The organism is Streptococcus mitis, from assembly GCF_008763935.1.
GTDB lineage: Bacteria > Bacillota > Bacilli > Lactobacillales > Streptococcaceae > Streptococcus > Streptococcus mitis_DB.
The window spans coordinates 401,488-416,970 of sequence record NZ_VTQF01000001.1; the positions used below are offsets into that span (position 1 = coordinate 401,488).

Consider the following 15,483-nt stretch of genomic DNA (forward strand, 5'->3'; position numbering starts at 1 on the left):
GTGCTGATTTGTAGCCTTTTCATGGTATAATCAAGAGAGTAAATCTTTATGGAGGAAGTATGAAATTAAATATTCAAGAAATTCGTAAGCAGTCTGAAGGCTTGCATTTTGAACAAATGTTAGACCTAGCCGCCGACCTACGTGCACGTAATCAAGAAATTTTAGATGTAAAAGATATCCTTGCAGTTGGAAAAGTACAGTACGAAGACCGTATGTATTTCTTAGACTATCAGTTGTCTTATACCATTGTCCTTGCTTCAAGTCGTAGTATGGAGCCAGTTGAGTTAGTTGAATCTTATCCAGTAACGGAAGTTTTCATGGAAGGCGCAACTAACCAACTAGATCAGGAAGTTTTAGACGATGATTTGGTCTTGCCTATCGAAAATGGAGAACTTGATCTTGCTGAGAGCGTGTCAGACAATATCCTACTAAATATTCCTATTAAGGTCTTGACGGCTGAAGAAGAAGCTGGTCAAGGATTTGTTTCAGGAAATGACTGGCAAATCATGACAGAGGAAGAATACCAAGCTCAACAAGCAGTTAAGAAAGAAGAAAACAGTCCTTTTGCTGGCTTACAAGGACTATTTGATGGAGACGAATAATGGTCTTGTCAAAAAAACGCGCACGAAAGGTGCTACAAGAAATCATTGCTCTTTTTCCAGATGCCAAGCCCAGTCTTGATTTTACCAATCATTTTGAACTTTTGGTTGCGGTCATGTTGTCAGCGCAGACGACGGATGCAGCGGTAAATAAGGCCACACCAGGTCTCTTTGCTGCCTTTCCAACGCCACAAGCCATGTCTGTTGCAACAGAAAGTGAGATTGCTTCACACATTTCTCGCCTAGGACTGTATCGGAATAAGGCTAAATTCCTTAAAAAATGTGCCCAACAGTTACTAGACGATTTTGATGGTCAAGTCCCTCAGACACGTGAGGAATTGGAGAGTTTGGCAGGTGTTGGTCGCAAGACAGCCAATGTTGTCATGAGTGTGGGGTTTGGGATTCCAGCTTTTGCAGTGGATACTCATGTGGAGCGTATTTGTAAACACCATGATATTGTCAAAAAATCAGCTACACCGCTTGAGGTGGAAAAGCGGGTCATGGATATCTTGCCACCGGAGCAGTGGTTAGCAGCTCATCAGGCCATGATTTATTTTGGAAGAGCCATTTGCCATCCTAAAAATCCAGAGTGTGACCAGTACCCACAGTTATATGATTTTAGCAATTTATAAGATGGGGACTCAAAAGTTTTTGCTTGATTTTAAGCATGCTTTGTGCTATAGTAATTGATAACTAAATATTCCTTTAAACCTGTCCCGTGAGGCAGGCAAGGAGCACGATGATAAAGTAGAAGGGTGAAGTCTATACTATTTGCAGTAGGGCTCGCTTGGCTATACATTTCAAGTCTCCTTGTTTAAGGAGACTTTTCTTTTTGGAGGTTTGTCATGAAGACAAAAGAAGTTGTAGACGAATTGACCGTCAAAAGAGCTATTACGCGTATTACTTATGAGATTATTGAACGCAACAAAGATTTGAATAAAATCGTCTTGGCTGGTATTAAAACTCGTGGTGTCTTTATCGCCCACCGTATCCAGGAACGTTTGGAGCAGCTAGAAAACCTTTCAGTTCCTGTTGTGGAATTGGATACCAAACCCTTCCGTGATGATGTTAAAAGTGGAGAAGATACTTCTTTGGTTTCTGTTGATGTGACAGACCGTGAAGTTATCTTGGTGGACGATGTGCTTTATACAGGCCGTACTATCCGTGCTGCTATTGATAATATTGTAGGTCATGGTCGTCCTGCGCGCGTGAGTTTAGCAGTTCTAGTCGATCGTGGACATAGAGAATTGCCAATCCGTCCAGATTACGTTGGAAAAAACATACCAACTAGTCGTTCTGAAGAAATCATCGTAGAGATGGCAGAACTTGATGGCCAAGACAGAGTTCTGATTACTGAAGAAGCTTAGAAAGCTAAAGGAGTAGCCATGTCAGAAAACCAACAAGCATTGAACCATGTGGTGTCCATGGAAGACCTCACTGTCGATCAAGTCATGAAATTGATCAAGCGAGGAATTGAGTTTAAAAACGGAGCTCAGCTTCCCTATGAAGACCATCCGATTGTTTCCAATCTTTTCTTTGAGGATTCTACACGGACGCATAAGTCCTTTGAAGTGGCAGAGATTAAACTGGGGCTGGAACGACTTGACTTTGATGTGAAGACTAGTTCAGTCAATAAGGGTGAGACACTTTATGATACCATTTTGACTCTGTCTGCTTTAGGAGTGGATGTCTGTGTGATTCGCCACCCTGAGGTTGACTACTACAGAGAGTTAATTGCAAGTCCAACGATTACGACTTCCATTATCAATGGTGGAGATGGTTCGGGACAACACCCTAGCCAAAGCTTGCTGGATTTGATGACTATTTATGAGGAATTTGGTCACTTTGAGGGGCTCAAGGTTGCTATTGCAGGCGACTTGGATCACTCACGTGTTGCCAAATCCAATATGCAGATTTTGAAACGCTTGGGAGCTGAACTTTACTTTGCTGGACCTGAGGAATGGAGAAGTCAAGAGTTTGCAGATTATGGACAGTTTGTAACCATTGATGAAATCATTGATCAGGTGGATGTCATGATGTTTCTCCGTGTGCAACATGAACGCCATGATAGTGGAGCTGTCTTTTCGAAAGAAGACTACCATGCCCAACATGGCTTGACTCAAGAACGTTACGATCGTTTGAAAGAAACAGCAATCCTCATGCACCCAGCTCCAGTCAATCGTGATGTAGAAATCGCAGACCACTTGGTTGAAGCACCAAAATCACGGATTGTTCAACAAATGACGAATGGTGTCTTTGTTCGAATGGCAATCTTAGAATCCGTACTGGCGAGTAGAAACGCCAACTAAAACACAAGACGTTAAAAGACGCCAGTGAGCGTCCACGAGAGGTGAGAATATGACAAAAAGACTTCTAGTATTAGAAGATGGCACAGTTTTTGAAGGCAAGGCCTTCGGAGCAGATATTGATGTAACAGGTGAAATCGTCTTTAACACAGGGATGACCGGCTATCAAGAATCCATTACAGACCAGTCTTATAATGGACAAATCTTGACCTTTACTTATCCTTTGGTGGGAAATTATGGAATTAACCGTGATGATTACGAATCCATTATTCCAACTTGTAAGGGAGTCGTTGTTTTCGAAGAAGCACGTCGAGCTAGCAACTGGCGCAATCAAATGACCTTGGATGAATTTTTGAAAGCCAAGAAAATTCCTGGTATTTCAGGGATTGATACGCGTGCACTTACCAAGATTATCCGTAAGCATGGTACCATGCGTGCAACCTTGACCCATGTTGGGGACAGCATGGACCATGTGACGGACCAGCTGCAAGCAACAGTTTTGCCGACAGACAATATCAAGCAGGTTTCTACTAAAACATCCTATCCAGCTCCAGGAGTTGGTTTGAGCGTGGTGTTAGTGGATTTTGGTCTCAAGCACTCAATCTTACGTGAACTTTCTAAGCGTAACTGTAACGTTACGGTTGTTCCGTATTCAACAACGGCTGAAGAAATTCTCCATCTCAATCCTGACGGAGTTATGTTGTCAAATGGTCCAGGTAACCCAGAAGATGTTCCACAGGCACTGGACATGATTCGTGGTGTGCAAGGAAAAATTCCAATCTTTGGTATTTGTATGGGGCATCAACTCTTTGCAATGGCAAATGGTGCTAAGACCTACAAGATGAAATTTGGACACCGTGGATTCAACCATGCGGTACGGGAGATTGCTACAGGACGTGTGGATTTTACAAGTCAAAACCATGGTTATGCAGTTAGCCGTGAGGATTTGCCAGAACACTTGATTATTACCCACGAAGAAATCAATGACAAGTCAGTTGAAGGTGTGCGTCACAGATACCAACCTGCTTTCTCTGTTCAATATCACCCAGATGCAGCTCCTGGTCCTCATGATGCTAGCTACCTATTTGACGAGTTTATCGAGATGATGGAAGCTTTTAAACAATCAAACTAGGAACGAGTAAAAGCTCGTCGAAGAATTTATGTAACTGAACACGGACGGAAAACTTGGAATTTAGAGAAACCAATTTGGATTGTCAATCCTTCTTTGGTTTCCTAAAATTCAATCGTTTTCTATTCGTCCTTTGTATCTTATTTATTGTCGCCCTGAGAGGCTACGAATAGAAAGGCAGGTCGTTTCTTTTAGTCGCTATCAGGCGAACTAAAAACTCCCTGCACTAGATTTTTTACCGAAAAGTATCGTTTCGCTAAAAAATCGTCGGAGAATTTATTTAATGTCAACCTGAGAGTTGCCAAATAGAAAGGAGAAGGGTGGTCCGTATTTGCTGAACTGAATACGGGCTACGGACGGTGCTAAAAAGATAGTTATTCCTAGAACTGATAGTTCTTCGTCATAACTCCTATTTTAGCTTTGTCCGCTTGACGCCCTTAATATCTTATATATGCCTAAACGTACTGATATTCAAAAAATTATGGTGATTGGTTCTGGTCCGATTATTATTGGTCAGGCCGCTGAGTTTGACTATGCTGGGACCCAGGCTTGCTTGTCGTTGAAAGAGGAAGGTTATGAGGTTGTCTTGGTTAACTCAAACCCTGCCACCATCATGACGGACAAGGAAATTGCTGATAAGGTTTATATTGAACCGATTACACTTGAGTTTGTGACTCGTATTCTTCGTAAGGAGCGTCCAGATGCCTTACTACCAACCCTTGGTGGGCAAACTGGTCTTAATATGGCCATGGAATTATCTAAAAATGGTATCCTAGATGAGCTTGGTGTTGAACTTCTGGGTACCAAATTATCTGCCATTGACCAAGCGGAGGACCGTGATCTCTTTAAACAATTGATGGAAGAGCTCAACCAACCAATTCCAGAATCTGAAATTGTCAACACTGTTGAAGAAGCTGTTGCCTTTGCAGCAACAATTGGCTACCCAGTCATCGTCCGTCCAGCCTTTACACTTGGTGGTACTGGTGGTGGTATGTGTGCTAATGAGGAAGAATTGCGTGAAATCGCTGAAAATGGATTGAAATTGTCACCTGTGACCCAATGTTTGATTGAGCGTTCAATCGCAGGTTTCAAGGAAATCGAATACGAAGTGATGCGTGACTCAGCCGACAATGCTTTGGTTGTTTGTAACATGGAAAACTTTGACCCAGTTGGGATTCATACAGGGGATTCCATTGTATTTGCCCCAGCCCAAACCATGTCAGACTATGAAAACCAAATGCTACGTGACGCGAGCTTGAGCATCATTCGTGCCCTCAAGATTGAAGGTGGATGTAACGTTCAGCTAGCCCTTGATCCACATAGCTTCAAATACTATGTCATCGAAGTAAACCCTCGTGTATCGCGTTCGTCAGCCCTTGCTTCTAAGGCGACAGGTTACCCAATTGCCAAATTGGCTGCTAAGATTGCCGTCGGTTTGACCTTGGATGAGGTTATTAACCCAGTCACGGGTTCAACCTATGCCATGTTTGAGCCAGCCCTCGACTACGTGGTTGCCAAGATTCCACGTTTCCCATTTGACAAGTTTGAAAAAGGGGAGCGTCGTCTGGGTACACAAATGAAGGCCACTGGAGAAGTCATGGCGATTGGTCGTAACATCGAGGAATCTCTCCTTAAAGCTTGTCGTTCACTTGAAATTGGCGTTCACCACAATGAAATGCCTGAACTTGCAGCAGTTTCTGATGATGCCTTGATTGAAAAAGTAGTCAAAGCCCAGGATGACCGTCTCTTCTACGTTTCAGAAGCAATTCGCCGTGGTTACACACCAGAAGAAATTGCTGAATTGACTAAGATTGATATCTTCTATCTCGATAAACTCCTACATATCTTTGAAATTGAGCAGGAGTTGGGTGCCCATCCACAAGATCTAGAAGTCTTGAAAACAGCTAAACTCAATGGATTTTCAGACCGTAAGATTGCTGAACTCTGGAATACTACAGCTGACCAAGTTCGCCAACTTCGTTTGGAAAACAAGATTGTTCCAGTCTACAAGATGGTTGATACCTGTGCGGCAGAGTTCGACTCTGAAACACCATACTTCTATTCAACCTATGGATGGGAAAATGAATCTATCAAGTCTGATAAGGAATCTGTACTTGTCCTAGGTTCAGGTCCAATCCGTATCGGTCAAGGGGTTGAATTTGACTACGCAACTGTTCACTCGGTTAAGGCTATCCAGGCTGCTGGCTACGAAGCTATTATCATGAACTCAAACCCAGAGACTGTTTCAACAGACTTCTCTGTGTCTGACAAGCTCTACTTTGAACCATTGACATTCGAAGACGTTATGAATGTTATCGACTTGGAGCAACCAAAAGGGGTAATCGTTCAGTTCGGTGGTCAAACAGCCATTAACCTTGCTGAACCATTAGCCAAAGCAGGTGTGACCATCCTCGGTACACAAGTCGCTGACTTGGACCGTGCCGAAGACCGTGACCTCTTTGAACAAGCCCTCAAAGATTTGGATATTCCACAGCCACCTGGTCAAACGGCTACCAATGAAGAAGAAGCTGTGCTTGCTGCTCGCAAGATTGGATTCCCAGTCCTCGTTCGCCCATCTTATGTCTTGGGTGGACGTGCTATGGAAATCGTAGAAAACGAAGAAGATATTCGTTCTTACATGCGTACCGCTGTTAAAGCAAGTCCAGACCACCCAGTTCTTGTCGATTCTTATATCGTTGGACAAGAGTGTGAAGTTGATGCCATCTCAGATGGAGAAAATGTCCTCATTCCTGGCATCATGGAACATATTGAACGTGCCGGTGTTCACTCAGGTGACTCAATGGCCGTTTATCCTCCACAAACCTTGTCGCAAAAGGTGCAAGAAACAATCGCAGACTATACTAAACGCCTAGCAATCGGTCTTAACTGCCTTGGAATGATGAACATCCAGTTTGTCATCAAGGATGAAAAAGTCTATGTTATTGAGGTCAATCCACGTGCTAGCCGTACGGTGCCATTCCTTTCTAAGGTAACCAATATCCCTATGGCTCAAGTAGCAACCAAGCTCATTCTTGGTCAAAAACTTGAAGAACTTGGCTACCAAGATGGACTTTACCCTGAAAGTACCCGCGTTCATATCAAGGCACCTGTCTTCTCCTTTACCAAACTAGCTAAGGTAGACAGCTTACTTGGTCCTGAAATGAAGTCAACAGGGGAAGTTATGGGTTCTGATACGACTTTGGAAAAAGCTCTCTATAAGGCCTTTGAAGCTTCTTACTTACACTTGCCAACTTTTGGTAACGTTGTATTTACCATCGCTGATGATGCCAAAGAAGAAGCCTTGGACTTGGCTTGTCGTTTCCAAAATATTGGCTATGGAATCCTCGCGACAGAAGGGACAGCAGCCTTCTTTGCCAGTCATGGATTGCAAGCCCAACCTGTTGGTAAGATTGGTGATGACGATAAGGATATTCCAAGCTTTGTTCGTAAAGGAAGAATTCAAGCTATCATTAACACAGTAGGAACAAAACGAACTGCAGACGAAGATGGAGAGCAGATTCGCCGTTCAGCTATTGAACACGGGGTGCCCCTCTTCACAGCCCTAGATACAGCTAACGCCATGCTCAAAGTATTGGAAAGCCGTAGTTTTGTCACAGAAGCGATTTAAATAGAAAAAGAGAAGGTGTAACGATCTTCTCTTTTTTGTTATATTTTTTCTTGTAAACTACTGCTTAATCAGCTTTTGCGATAAGCTTTAATACTGTGGCTATACCACTCTTGCATTTCTTTTGATGGTGGTGTCATATAATCCCCATACATCTGGGTTAAAAATTGATCATATTTTTTAGGGACGGGCAACATACGGCCTTCAAACTCAGTTAAAATTAGTTCTTTAAAGGTGTCAACTGGGAAGACTTCTTTCATTCCTTCTTTACCAATACCAATTCCTCCCTCATATTGAGGAGTGTTGGTTACAGCATTTTTGACTAGCTGATCAATTTTCTTGTAAAAGTAACGAGGATTGACAAATCGGAGGGCGTGCCAGCTACATAATCTTAGAAAATCTTTTAATTTGCTATCACCGTGAACTGCGCGTGATTTTTTGATATAAGCTAGTTGACGAAGGGCTACATACTTATAACTCTTGTCGACAATGCTCAAATCTGTAAAGCGATCAATTGGGAAGACATCGATAAAGAGACTGGTGTCATGACGCTTGTACTTAACATGGTCTTCGATAACAGTAGAAGTATCCAAAATCGATGCGAAATTATGGAAGTACCAAGAAGAAGTGTCGTAGGATAGAACCTTATAACGTGGATGGTCTTCTTCCTCAATAATCTTCAATAAGCGCTCATAATCTTCACGATAAAGGGAAATATCAATATCATCGTCCCAGGGAATCATACCTTTGTGGCGGATAGCTCCAAGCATGGTTCCATAACTGAGAAAATAAGGAATATCATGTTTCTTACAAGTCTCATCAATATAGTCTAGCAGGGCTAGTTGAATTTCTTTAATTTCTTCTTTTTCTAAATACTGCATCCTAATCCTCCAATTTGTAAGCGTGAAATTCATGACTGTAGAAGCGTTTTTCTTCTGGTGGTAGGGTCATATAATCTCCATAAAATTGTGTCAAAATAGTATCAAATTCTTCAGGTGCTGGAAGGCTTAAATTTTCAAAGGGTAAATCAATTGTTTTATCAAAGGTACCACTTGGGAATACTTCTTTTTCCTTAAATTTAGAAGGGATAAAAGCCATATACTGCCCATTCTCACGACTATATTTTTGAATTTCTTTCTCGATTTTATGTGCGAAATAACGAGGAGAAACAGGTCGAAGGAGCAACCAAAAGGCTGTTCGTATCCAATCTTTTAAAAGGCTATCTTTATAGACAATATTTTTATGTTTACTGAAAGACAGTAGTTTGAAGCTTTCCAGTTTATAACAAGTATCAATGACCTTAGGATCATCAAAGAGATCCATAGGGAAAATATCGATAAAAACACCTGACTCATAGGTTTTTGTATTTCGAGTATCAATAATTTTAGTTGTACTGTCTGTTATTTTGATAAAGTTGTTAAAGTAGTTCTTATCAGTTTCTAAGGAAAGGAGCTTATATTTGCTTTTTTCCTTTTGAAAAATGTTTATAAATCGTTGGTAGTCTTCTCGAGGCATGGACAGATCAATATCGTCGTCCCAAGGGATAAAGCCCTGATGTCGAACTGCCCCAATCAGAGTACCGTAGTTAATAATATAGTTGATATTGTGCTTTTTACAGAGAGTATCAATATAATACAAAATTTCTAATTCAATTTGTTTGGCATCTTCAATGGTTAGTTGTTTCATTCTAAACTCCTATGATTTTTTGAATTTATTTTTTAAGGCTAGGACATGGTTTAAAAATTCATAGAAAATGCTATCTTTGGTGAAGGCAAGTAGACCAATATAAGAGATGGATGATAGCAAGACAATCAAACCAGTATTAATCAAAAATGGCAAATTAATGACCATATCCACGGGATACAAGAAATTAATCAGGAAATAAATTCCTACAAAGGAAAGTGAAAAGAGCGAGTATCGAACAGTATAGCTAAAGATATGTCCTAAGTGGATGAGTTGTTTTCTATGGATGAAAATGATATAGAAAACAAGTAGAGAGGCCTCTGATAGCATAGTTGTCAGTAAGTAGTATTCAGGAGCCACGATGTGGTTGAAAAAGAGGAGACTATTTAAGCCCAAATTGAGTAATCCTGCAAAGACTGTATAGACTGTGATTCGTTTTTCATAGCCATTTGTAAAGAGAATTTGGGAACCAAGAATGGTATCTAAGGCCAGGATAATCGTACGAAAAGCGAAGAGAGAGGTTAAGATACCACCTCCGATATATTTTTCACTACCGTAAAGTAGGATGGCATTTGGTCCTAAAACCATGAGTCCAAAACTCAGTGGAATGATAAAGAAGTTAAAGATTCGACTGCCTCTGTTAACAAGTGCGACATAGGCTTCCTTATCGCCTTTTCCTAGATAGTAACTGAGGCGAGGCACACTCACTCCGATAGCTCCTGTTACAACACCAGCTATAACGGTCACAATTCGTTGAGCCATGGTATAGTAACTAACGTTGACATCAATCCCTGTTTTAACGAGGAAGAGACGATCCAAAAAAGTGAAGAGCATATTGGCATTGGCAAAGACCAACATGGCTGTTAAAGGGAGAAAGAGCGGTTTAAAATCACTTATGTGAATCTTAACAAGCTTAATGTCTCTTTTAATCCAAAAATAACTAATCAGATAGTTAATCAGTGTCGATAAACTCATCACAAGTGTATAGACAACAATATCGTGTTCATTTTTGACAAATAGGAAAATAGAGACCAGCATCAGGATACGGATGAAAGCAGTCTTGTAAAAGAGAAAACTGTAATTTTCCAGAGCTTCATTGACCCACTCGATTGAAAAAATCTGGGCAATGAGTTGAATACCCATAACAAGGTAGACCTTTTTGACGATTGGATTATCTGTAAAGAAGAGAGGATAGGCTAGGATATAGACAGCGGTGGTCAAAATCGTACAAGCTATGCACAAATAAAAAAGACTAGAGAAGGTTCTATTCAGATCTTTTTTGTTATCCTTGACATTACTGATGGCCCGTAAACCGTAGTTATAGACTCCATAAGTTGCAAAGGGTAAGAAAAATGACAAAATTGTGTCGACTGAGTTGAAGTAACCATAGTCAGTTCGGTCCAAGACACGCGCGACGTAGGTACCAGTTAAGATGGGAAAAATAATATTCAAGACACGAATTCCCATGTAAGATAGAGCATTTAATTTTATACTTTTCATTCAATTTACCTCGTTTTTCATTATATCATAAAGTCAGCTAATAAGAAATGAAGGGCAGTAATACTCTTCGAAAATCAAATTCAAACCACGTCAGCGTCGCCTTACCGTACTCAAGTACAGCTTACGGCTAGCTTCCTAGTTTGCTTTTTGATTTTCATTGAGTATAAGTCAAGTAATCACTTTGAAGTTTCAAAGCTTAATTTTAAGTTTTCTTTAAGAAAACTATATTATTCTGAAGAACTCTAAAATTTCACAGCCATTTCTAGTAATGCCTACAGAATTCCTAGTCACTACTAGAAATGGACTAGTTTCTTTGAATAATGGAACTGCTTAATCCTCCTATTCTAGAACGGGAGGGCCGGTATTTCTTTCATGATAGGACTAGATTGTGGTATAATAGAGAGAATAAGTTTTTTTAGTAAGACAAAGGAGAAAATAGATGATTTATGCAGGAATTCTTGCTGGTGGAACTGGCACACGTATGGGAATCAGTAACTTGCCAAAACAATTTTTAGAGCTAGGTGATCGACCTATCTTGATTCATACAATTGAAAAATTTGTCTTGGAACCAAGTATTGAAAAAATTGTAGTTGGGGTTCATGGAGACTGGGTTTCTCATGCAGAAGATCTTGTAGATAAATATCTTCCTCTTCATAAGGAACGCATCATCATTACAAAGGGTGGTGCTGACCGCAATACAAGTATTGAGAAAATCATTGAAGCCATTGATGCTTATCGTCCGCTTACTCCAGAGGACATTGTTGTTACCCACGATTCTGTTCGTCCATTTATTACACTTCGCATGATTCAAGACAATATCAAACTTGCCCAAAATCATGACGCAGTGGACACAGTGGTAGAAGCGGTTGATACTATCGTTGAAAGTACCAATGGTCAATTTATTACAGATATTCCAAATCGTGCTCACCTTTATCAAGGACAAACACCTCAAACATTCCGTTGCAAGGATTTCATGGACCTTTATGGCTCACTTTCTGATGAAGAGAAGGAAATCTTGACAGATGCATGTAAAATCTTTGTGATCAAAGGAAAAGATGTGGCCTTGGCCAAGGGTGAATACTCAAATCTGAAGATTACAACCGTAACAGATTTGAAGATTGCAAAAAGTATGATTGAGAAAGACTAGTAAAATGATTAATCAAATTTATCAACTAACTAAGCCTAAGTTTATCAATGTCAAATACCAGGAAGAGGCTATTGACCAAGAAAATCATATCCTTATCCGTCCCAACTACATGGCTGTCTGTCATGCGGATCAGCGTTACTACCAGGGAAAACGTGATCCCAAGATTTTGAATAAAAAGCTTCCAATGGCAATGATTCACGAGTCATGTGGAACCGTTATTTCTGACCCGACGGGAACCTATGAGGTTGGGCAAAAAGTTGTCATGATTCCAAATCAGCCTCCTATGCAGAGTGATGAAGAATTCTATGAGAACTACATGACAGGGACCCATTTCTTGTCTAGTGGCTTTGATGGCTTTATGAGAGAGTTTGTTTCTCTCCCTAAAGACCGTGTGGTGGCTTATGATGCTATTGAAGACACGGTTGCAGCGATTACAGAGTTTGTCAGTGTCGGTATGCATGCCATGAATCGCCTATTGACCCTTGCTCATAGCAAGCGGGACCGAATCGCCGTTATCGGAGATGGAAGTTTAGCATTTGTGGTTGCCAATATTATCAACTATACTTTGCCAGAAGCAGAGATTGTGGTTATTGGTCGTCATTGGGAAAAGTTGGAACTCTTCTCTTTTGCCAAAGAATGCTATATTACTGATAATATTCCTGAAGATTTGGCCTTTGACCATGCTTTTGAGTGTTGTGGTGGTGATGGTACTGGACTAGCCATTAATGACCTGATTCGCTACATTCGTCCTCAGGGAACGATTCTTATGATGGGAGTTAGTGAGTATAAAGTCAATCTCAATACACGCGATGCCTTAGAAAAAGGCTTGCTCTTGGTTGGTTCCTCGCGTTCTGGTCGCATTGATTTTGAAAATGCAATCCAAATGATGGAAGTCAAGAAATTTGCCAATCGTCTTAAAAATATCCTTTATCTAGAAGAACCTGTAAGAGAAATTAAAGATATTCATCGTGTCTTTGCTACCGACTTAAACACAGCCTTTAAAACCGTGTTTAAGTGGGAAGTATAGGTGCTGGAGGTTAATTGTGGAGAAAATCATTAAAGAGAAAATTTCTTCCCTACTTAGTCAAGAAGAGGAAGTCCTCAGTGTTGAACAACTGGGGGGAATGACCAATCAAAACTATTTGGTCAAAACAACAAATAAGCAATACATTGTTAAATTCTTTGGTAAAGGGACAGAAAGGCTGATCAATCGTCAAGATGAAAAGTACAATCTTGAACTACTAAAGGATTTAGACTTAGATGTAAAAAATTATCTTTTTGATATTGAAGCTGGTATCAAAGTAAATGAGTATATCGAATCTGCGATTACGCTTGATTCAACGTCAATCAAGACCAAATTTGATAAAATTGCTCCAATTTTACAAACTATCCATGCATCTGGCAAGGAATTAAGGGGAGAATTTGCTCCTTTTGAAGAAATCAAAAAATACGAATCCTTGATTGAAGAAAAAATCCCTTATGCCAACTATGAAGCTGTTCGAGAAGAAGTCTTCTCTTTAGAGAAAAGACTGGCTGACTTAGGTGTTGACAGAAAATCTTGTCATATCGATTTGGTGCCTGAAAACTTTATCGAATCACCTCAAGGACGACTTTATCTGATTGACTGGGAATATTCATCAATGAACGATCCAATGTGGGATTTGGCTGCCCTCTTTTTAGAGTCCGAATTCACTCCCCAAGAGGAAGAAGAGTTCTTATCTCACTACGAGAGTGCCCAAACACCTGTCACTCGTGAAAAGATTGCAATCTATAAAATTTTACAAGACACTATTTGGAGTCTATGGACAGTCTATAAAGAAGAGCAAGGGGCAGATTTTGGTGACTATGGTGTGAATCGTTACCAAAGAGCTGTTAAAGGTCTGGCTAATTATGGAGGTTCATATGAAAAATAAAAATGGAGTTTCCTTCGGTCTACTCTCAGGTGTTTTCTGGGGGTTAGGTCTAACAATTAGCGCTTACATCTTTTCGATTTTTACAGATTTGTCACCCTTTGTGGTGGCTGCTGCTCACGATTTCTTGAGTATCTTTATTCTACTAGCTTTTCTCTTGGTAAAAGAAGGAAAAGTTCGTCTCTCAATTTTCTTAAATATTCGCAATGTTAGTGTGATCATTGGGGCCTTGCTAGCTGGTCCTATCGGAATGCAGGCCAATCTTTATGCGGTTAAGTATATCGGAAGTTCCTTGGCTTCATCAGTATCGGCTATTTATCCTGCGATTTCAGTTTTATTGGCTTTCTTCTTTTTAAAGCACAAGATTTCGAAAAATACCGTGTTTGGGATAGTCTTGATTATTGGAGGGATAATTGCTCAGACCTATAAGGTTGAACAGGTCAATTCCTTCTACATTGGTATTCTCTGTGCTTTGGTTTGTGCTATTGCATGGGGAAGTGAAAGTGTTCTTAGCTCTTTTGCCATGGAAAGTGAATTGAGTGAAATCGAGGCCCTCTTAATCCGTCAAGTAACTTCATTCTTGTCCTATCTTGTGATTGTGCTCTTCTCTCATCAGTCATTTGCAGAAGTGGCCAATGGGCAGTTACTAGGTCTCATGATTGTCTTTGCTGCCTTTGATATGATTTCCTACTTGGCTTATTATATCGCTATCAATCGCTTGCAACCAGCCAAGGCTACAGGCTTGAATGTGAGCTATGTAGTATGGACAGTCTTGTTTGCAGTTGTTTTCTTGGGTGCACCCCTAGATATGCTGACAATTATTACGTCACTTGTCGTCATTGCTGGAGTTTATATTATTATTAAAGAATAAAGGAGATTCGTGTGAAAGCCATCATCTTAGCAGCGGGATTGGGAACTCGCTTGCGTCCTATGACTGAAAATACCCCTAAAGCCTTGGTTCAGGTTAATCAAAAACCCTTGATTGAATACCAAATTGAGTTTCTCAAAGAAAAAGGAATCAATGACATCATCATCATCGTTGGTTACCTTAAAGAACAATTCGATTACTTAAAAGAAAAATACGGAGTTCGACTCGTTTTCAATGATAAATACGCTGATTACAATAACTTTTACTCTCTCTATCTTGTAAAAGAAGAATTGGCAAACAGTTATGTTATTGATGCCGATAATTATCTCTTTAAAAATATGTTCCGCAATGATTTGACACGTTCTACTTATTTTAGTGTTTATCGTGAAGATTGTACCAACGAATGGTTCTTGGTCTATGGAGATGACTACAAGGTTCAAGACATTATTGTGGATAGCAAAGCAGGTCGCATTCTTAGTGGTGTATCCTTCTGGGATGCCCCAACAGCAGAAAAAATTGTTAGCTTTATTGACAAGGCCTATGCAAGTGGTGAATTTGTTGATCTCTACTGGGACAATATGGTTAAGGATAATATCAAAGAGTTAGATGTCTATGTTGAAGAATTAGAAGGCAATAGCATCTATGAAATCGATAGTGTCCAAGACTACCATAAATTAGAAGAAATTCTTAAAAACGAAAATTAAAGATTCCAACAT

The 15,483-nt window shown here is 40.2% G+C and carries 15 protein-coding genes; 11 read left to right on the forward strand and 4 right to left on the reverse strand.

The window, feature by feature from the left end; all coding sequences use genetic code 11:
- Nucleotides 1–59 precede the first annotated feature (59 nt).
- Together F9B91_RS01935 and nth are read left to right on the forward strand one after the other, a co-directional pair.
- Entirely contained in the window at nucleotides 60–602 is a 543-nt protein-coding gene (locus tag F9B91_RS01935) for a YceD family protein (protein WP_049546493.1), read from the forward strand.
- Complete coding sequence (nth, locus tag F9B91_RS01940) at nucleotides 602–1,231, forward strand: endonuclease III (RefSeq protein ID WP_049546494.1); 630 nt, start codon at nucleotides 602–604, stop codon at nucleotides 1,229–1,231. Before F9B91_RS01935 ends, nth begins: the two co-directional genes overlap by 1 nt.
- 29 nt (nucleotides 1,232–1,260) lie before the next feature.
- Here nth and F9B91_RS11260 read toward each other — a convergent pair whose 3' ends face one another.
- The gene (locus tag F9B91_RS11260) at nucleotides 1,261–1,398 is read right to left on the reverse strand and encodes a hypothetical protein (RefSeq protein WP_191962387.1); all 138 of its coding nucleotides are present in this window, start codon (nucleotides 1,396–1,398) and stop codon (nucleotides 1,261–1,263) included.
- 46 nt (nucleotides 1,399–1,444) lie between these two features.
- On the opposite strand from F9B91_RS11260, the gene pyrR reads away from it, so the two are divergent.
- From pyrR to carB, 4 genes are all read left to right on the forward strand, one after another.
- Entirely contained in the window at nucleotides 1,445–1,966 is a 522-nt protein-coding gene (pyrR, locus tag F9B91_RS01945; RefSeq protein ID WP_000850023.1) for a bifunctional pyr operon transcriptional regulator/uracil phosphoribosyltransferase PyrR, read from the forward strand.
- An 18-nt stretch (nucleotides 1,967–1,984) separates the two neighbouring features.
- Complete coding sequence (locus F9B91_RS01950) at nucleotides 1,985–2,908, forward strand: aspartate carbamoyltransferase catalytic subunit (protein WP_004260121.1); 924 nt, start codon at nucleotides 1,985–1,987, stop codon at nucleotides 2,906–2,908.
- 49 nt (nucleotides 2,909–2,957) lie between these two features.
- Nucleotides 2,958–4,037, forward strand: a complete 1,080-nt coding sequence (locus F9B91_RS01955; RefSeq protein WP_000166853.1) for a carbamoyl phosphate synthase small subunit — start codon at nucleotides 2,958–2,960, stop codon at nucleotides 4,035–4,037.
- 448 nt (nucleotides 4,038–4,485) lie between these two features.
- Nucleotides 4,486–7,662, forward strand: a complete 3,177-nt coding sequence (gene carB / locus F9B91_RS01960) for a carbamoyl-phosphate synthase large subunit (RefSeq protein ID WP_150922363.1) — start codon at nucleotides 4,486–4,488, stop codon at nucleotides 7,660–7,662.
- A gap of 68 nt (nucleotides 7,663–7,730) precedes the next feature.
- On the opposite strand, the gene F9B91_RS01965 is transcribed toward carB, so the two are convergent.
- Genes F9B91_RS01965 through tacF form a run of 3 tightly spaced genes read right to left on the reverse strand, consistent with a single transcriptional unit; the run spans nucleotide 7,731 to nucleotide 10,842 of the window.
- The gene (locus F9B91_RS01965) at nucleotides 7,731–8,540 is read right to left on the reverse strand and encodes a LicD family protein (RefSeq protein WP_049544109.1); all 810 of its coding nucleotides are present in this window, start codon (nucleotides 8,538–8,540) and stop codon (nucleotides 7,731–7,733) included.
- 1 nt (nucleotide 8,541) lies between these two features.
- Nucleotides 8,542–9,345 (reverse strand): LicD family protein, encoded by an 804-nt coding sequence (locus tag F9B91_RS01970; RefSeq protein ID WP_150922364.1) that lies wholly within the window; start codon nucleotides 9,343–9,345, stop codon nucleotides 8,542–8,544.
- A 9-nt stretch (nucleotides 9,346–9,354) separates the two neighbouring features.
- Entirely contained in the window at nucleotides 9,355–10,842 is a 1,488-nt protein-coding gene (gene tacF / locus F9B91_RS01975) for a type IV teichoic acid flippase TacF (protein WP_000835910.1), read from the reverse strand.
- Nucleotides 10,843–11,281: 439 nt separating this feature from the next.
- On the opposite strand from tacF, the gene F9B91_RS01985 reads away from it, so the two are divergent.
- Genes F9B91_RS01985 through F9B91_RS02005 form a run of 5 tightly spaced genes read left to right on the forward strand, consistent with a single transcriptional unit; the run spans nucleotide 11,282 to nucleotide 15,471 of the window.
- Nucleotides 11,282–11,989, forward strand: a complete 708-nt coding sequence (locus F9B91_RS01985) for a 2-C-methyl-D-erythritol 4-phosphate cytidylyltransferase (protein WP_024057711.1) — start codon at nucleotides 11,282–11,284, stop codon at nucleotides 11,987–11,989.
- Between the two features lie 4 nt (nucleotides 11,990–11,993).
- Entirely contained in the window at nucleotides 11,994–13,016 is a 1,023-nt protein-coding gene (locus F9B91_RS01990; protein ID WP_150922365.1) for a ribitol-5-phosphate dehydrogenase, read from the forward strand.
- Nucleotides 13,017–13,032: 16 nt separating this feature from the next.
- On the forward strand, nucleotides 13,033–13,902 hold the full coding sequence (licA, locus tag F9B91_RS01995) for a choline kinase LicA (RefSeq protein WP_000411230.1): 870 nt from the start codon (nucleotides 13,033–13,035) through the stop codon (nucleotides 13,900–13,902).
- Nucleotides 13,892–14,770 carry a DMT family transporter gene (locus F9B91_RS02000; RefSeq protein ID WP_000791850.1) on the forward strand — a complete coding sequence of 293 codons (879 nt, stop codon included), beginning with the start codon at nucleotides 13,892–13,894 and terminating at the stop codon, nucleotides 14,768–14,770. The genes licA and F9B91_RS02000 overlap by 11 nt, the downstream gene beginning before the upstream one ends.
- A gap of 11 nt (nucleotides 14,771–14,781) precedes the next feature.
- Nucleotides 14,782–15,471 carry a sugar phosphate nucleotidyltransferase gene (locus F9B91_RS02005; protein WP_000643965.1) on the forward strand — a complete coding sequence of 230 codons (690 nt, stop codon included), beginning with the start codon at nucleotides 14,782–14,784 and terminating at the stop codon, nucleotides 15,469–15,471.
- The last annotated feature ends 12 nt before the right edge of the window (nucleotides 15,472–15,483 follow it).